The following is a 4,369-nucleotide window of genomic DNA, read 5'->3' as shown; positions in this document are numbered from 1 at the left end:
ATCATGTTCGGTAGGCTTAAGGATTGGAGGCGTGTCGCGACCCGTTATGACCGTTGCCCTAAGGTGTTTCTCTCTGCCATCGCGCTCGCGGCTCTCGTCATTTATTGGTTATGAATCCTGACCCTAGCCTTCTGATAAGCGTCCCCGCCTTTGCCGCCGGCACCCACGTCGGCGGCCACGGCGATGAAGGCCATGGCGACATGCACGAAGAAATGGCCATCGGCATGCCCGCCAAAGGCGAGGCCGTCGACCGCACCATCGACGTTATCATGCGCGAAACCGATGACGGCGAGATGATCTTCGAGCCGGCCGAGTTCGACATCCAAAAGGGCGAGACCATCCGCTTCGCCGTCACCAACAAGGGCGAGATCGAGCATGAGTTCGTCATCGACACGATGGAGGGCAACGCCAAACATAAGGAAGCCATGGCCAAGATGGACATGGAGCATGACGACCCGAACTCCGTCCGCCTCGACCCCGGTATGGAGGGTGAGGTGATCTGGACCTTCGCGAACGAAGGCGCGTTTGAATTCGCCTGCCTGATCCCCGGCCACTACGAATCCGGCATGCACGGCCCGCTTACCGTGGCGCCGTCCGATGCGGCCGCCGAGGCGCCGCTGGTCTATTCCACCGGCAAGGTCAAAAAGATCGACACCAAGGGCAAAAAAGTCACGATTATACACGGCCCGTTGGAAAACCTCGACATGCCGTCGATGACGATGGTGTTCAAAGCCGATGAAGCGCTGATCGCCAAGATGAAGGAAGGCCAGAACATCGAATTCGTAGCCGACCGTGTCAAAGGAAAGCTGACCGTCACGGCGATGAAGTAAGCGCGTCTTGCAGGGCCGGTCGTTTAGGTCGGCCCTGCATTCCACCACAACAATAAGGCATATTGAGCTATGAAAACGCGTGGAACCATCGCCCTTTGGGCCATCGCGGCGCTTCAGGCCGTCGTGGCAATCTTCTTTACCGTCTGCTTTTTGTTGGACGCCATCGGCATGGAGCCTGATTTTTTGATCTGGCAGAGCCATGAGTACCAGCAAACCGTCTTGGCCATCGGCCTGAACCTCGGCGTGGCGCTCGGCTGGATCGCGCTTCGAACCAGTTTGCAACGGGCGCGGCTTGCCGAAGAGAAGATGCGCAGATGCACCTCTGAATTTTCAATCGTGATGTCTCAGCATTTCACCGATTGGCGGCTGACCCCGGCAGAGCGGGATGTCGCCGTCTTTCTGGTCAAAGGCCTCAGCACCCGCGACATCGCGGAATTGCGCGGCACTTCCGAGGGAACGATCAAGGCGCAGACAAACGCGATCTACCGCAAGGCCGCGGTCACGGGCCGCACGCAGTTGCTGAGCACATTCATCGAGGACCTGATGGATGACGTCCTGCTTCCCGAGGACCCGCAGCGACCTGCACCAACAAAAGGTGCCAAAATTGCCGCTGTGGCATGACATGACCCTACGAAGAGAGGTGCTCCCCTCATGATCCAAGCAATGCTTTTGTCAGTCCTGGTCGTAACAATCTGCACGGCAATTCATTATTTCGTCCTCAAAAGGGTCTCCGACACGATCACCCGGCGCCGTGCGGAGGCACATGGCCAGAATTTGGGCCTCGCGGTGGGGGCGATCACGATCGCGCATGTGATCGAGGCTTTCTTCTATACGCTCTTCTTTCTCTGGGCCGTGCAGGGGCTGCAGATCGGCGTGCTGAACGCGTCCGGCCCGGCGGACAAGCCGATCACATTGATGGACTATTTCTATTTCTCGCTGGTCAACTTCACCACGCTGGGTCGCGGAGACCTGAGCCCCGCAGGGCATTTGCGTTTTCTTACCGGCATCGAAGCCTTTCACGGGTTTCTTATGATCACCGCCTCGGGAAGCTTCCTTTTGAAGGTCATGGGGGGGCCGTGCCCCCTTGTCAGAGAGGGTATGACCCGAATGGTTCGGCACAGTCCCCTGAGCCAGATTGCGCGCATCGGCGGTTCACCTCGCACCCGAGTTGGAAACGGCTTGCGCAGCCAGTACCTTTGTCTGAACCCCGGCGGCCCGCGCATCGACAGCAGCATGAATCTCAACCATCCCGATAAGGCATGACATGAACAGAAGACACTTCCTCGCCAGCGCTTCAGCCGCGATGGTCCTGCCGCGCCCAAGCTTTGCCGGCACGCCGCCTTTGACGCTCAAGGCCCAGAGCGTGACCCAACAGATCCTGCCCGAGGGCGAAGGCACCACCGCGATGCTCGGCTTCAACGGCTCGACGCCCGGCCCCGAGCTTCGGCTCAAACGCGGCGCGCAGGCTTCGATCAAGGTCGAGAATGCTTTGGAAGAGGGCACAGCGGTTCACTGGCATGGCATTCGGCTGGAGAACCGAATGGACGGTGTGCCGGTCTTGACCCAAGACTTGATCAACCCCGGCGACAGTAAAATCTACAGCTTTGTGCCGCCCGATGCGGGAACCTATTGGTATCATTCGCACTACATTTCACAAGAGCAGGTCGCTCGCGGCCTCATGGGGCCGTTGATCGTCGAAGACGACGTGCCGGTCGATGTGGATCACGACGTGACCGTGATCCTGTCGGACTGGATCCTTAACGAAGATGGCAGCCTCGTCGATGAGTTCACGGATATGCATAGCGTCGCGCATGCGGGCTATATGGGGAACTTCGCCCGCGCCTTCCTGTCGCGGGATGAGGTCCGGCAGGGCGACCGTGTGCGCCTGCGCCTGATCAATGCGGCGACCAACCGGATCTTTCCGCTGATGCTGTCCGGGGTCTCGGGGGCGGTGGTGGCTTTGGACGGTATGGCGCTGAACCAGCCGCGCGACCTGTCCGACCTAGTGCTGGCCCCCGCCCAGCGGGCCGATTTGATCGTCGATATTACGGGCCCGGTCGGCTTCGACATGCAGACCGGCCAAGGGGCCTACCGTTTGGCCGATCTGAGTGTTTCTGGCGAGAATACCGACCGCAAGGCCGGACCTCTGCCCACGCTCACGGCCCCGAACCTCCCGGCGCCCGGCAGCCCCGCGCAGCATCTTAGGCTGACCATGATGGGCGGCGCGATGGGCGGGCATCACGGCGGCGCGAATATCTGGTCCTTCAACGATGTCTCGGACCTGCCGCCGGACCCTTTCGCCACCATAGAGCGCGGGGAGACCGTGCGGATCACCCTAGCGAATGACACCGCTTTCCCGCATGGCATCCATCTGCATGGCCACCATTTTTACGAAGTCGCCGCCGATGGCAGCCTTGGTGATCTGCGTGATACGACTTTGGTCGCAGCCCGCGAAAGCCGCGATGTGCTTTGTGTCTTCGACAATCCGGGCCGCTGGCTGATCCATTGCCACATGCTGAGCCACGCGATCGGGGGCATGCGGACATGGGTGAAGGTCACATGATGCGATATCTTATCTTTGCCCTCCTTTGGGCGACCACAGCGCAGGCGAACCACGAACTTGAGGGGCGCGATATCAAGGCTGGTCGCAGGCTCTATGCCGAGACCTGCGCCGCCTGTCACGGGGCCGACCTGGAAGGCCAGCCCGACTGGGGCACCCCGAACGAGAACGGCATCCTGCCCGCGCCGCCCCATGACGCCACCGGCCACACCTGGCACCACGACAACACGCTGCTGTGCGAATATACCAAATTCGGAGGCCAAGCCGCTTTGGCCGCGCGCGGCATCAATGATTTTGCCAGCGGCATGCCCGCCTTCGAAGAGGTTCTGTCGGACGAGGATATCTGGGACATCCTCGCCTACATCCGATCGACTTGGCCGCCCCGCGAACAGGCTGTTCAGGCAAGCCGCAATCGGGCGCATTGAAACGCTGTTGCTGGAGGGCGATGTCGGTGAGAAAGCTTTTTGCAAAGATGCCGTAAGCCGCACGAAGGAGAGCTTTGGCAAGATTGACATTCTCGTCAATGACGCGGGCGAACAGCACGCGCAGGAAAGCCTCGAAGACATCGAAGAAGCGCAGATCGAACGCACGTTCCGCACCAATATCATCGGCATGATCCTGATGACGCAGGCGACGCTGCCGCATCTGAAAAAGGGCGCGCGGATCATCTGTGTCACTTCGATCACCGCCTATAAGGGGCAGGACCTACTGCTCGACTATGCATCGACCAAAGGGGCGATCCTGTCCTTCCTGCGGGCGATGGCGAGCAAGCTGGCGCCCAAGGGTATTTTGGTCAACGGCGTGGCCCCGGGGCCGATTTGGACGCCGCTGATCCCGGCCTCCTTCCCGGCGGATAAGGTTGAGGAATTTGGCGAAAACACCCCCCTTGGCCGCCCCGGTCAGCCGAATGAGGTGGCCCCGTCACTGCTGTTCCTCGCCTGCGAGGACTCATCTTATATGAGCGGCCAGGTGCTGCATC

At 60.4% G+C, this 4,369-nt stretch carries 6 protein-coding genes and 1 pseudogene; all 7 read left to right on the top strand.

Features of this window, described 5'->3' with window-relative positions:
- A pseudogene (locus FCK22_RS17745) lies at nt 1–114 on the top strand (IS5/IS1182 family transposase); the annotation flags it as partial.
- Nucleotides 115–200: 86 nt separating this feature from the next.
- Entirely contained in the window at nt 201–830 is a 630-nt protein-coding gene (locus FCK22_RS17740) for a copper-binding protein (protein WP_248646588.1), read from the top strand.
- Between the two features lie 69 nt (nt 831–899).
- Nucleotides 900–1,451 carry a helix-turn-helix transcriptional regulator gene (locus FCK22_RS17735; RefSeq protein WP_067261666.1) on the top strand — a complete coding sequence of 184 codons (552 nt, stop codon included), beginning with the start codon at nt 900–902 and terminating at the stop codon, nt 1,449–1,451.
- 30 nt (nt 1,452–1,481) lie between these two features.
- Entirely contained in the window at nt 1,482–2,093 is a 612-nt protein-coding gene (locus FCK22_RS17730; RefSeq protein WP_082851957.1) for a potassium channel family protein, read from the top strand.
- A gap of 1 nt (nt 2,094) precedes the next feature.
- On the top strand, nt 2,095–3,393 hold the full coding sequence (locus FCK22_RS17725) for a multicopper oxidase family protein (protein WP_067261664.1): 1,299 nt from the start codon (nt 2,095–2,097) through the stop codon (nt 3,391–3,393).
- Entirely contained in the window at nt 3,390–3,815 is a 426-nt protein-coding gene (locus FCK22_RS17720; RefSeq protein ID WP_067261662.1) for a cytochrome c, read from the top strand. Before FCK22_RS17725 ends, FCK22_RS17720 begins: the two co-directional genes overlap by 4 nt.
- Before the next feature lie 7 nt (nt 3,816–3,822).
- Nucleotides 3,823–4,369 (top strand): SDR family oxidoreductase (locus FCK22_RS17715; RefSeq protein WP_248646586.1); only part of this gene is annotated, 547 nt, incomplete at its 3' end.

Origin of the sequence: Sulfitobacter sp. 15WGC (assembly GCF_005068605.1) — a bacterium.
In the GTDB taxonomy this organism is placed as follows: domain Bacteria; phylum Pseudomonadota; class Alphaproteobacteria; order Rhodobacterales; family Rhodobacteraceae; genus Sulfitobacter; species Sulfitobacter faviae.
This window is presented reverse-complemented; position numbering and strand designations above follow the sequence as displayed.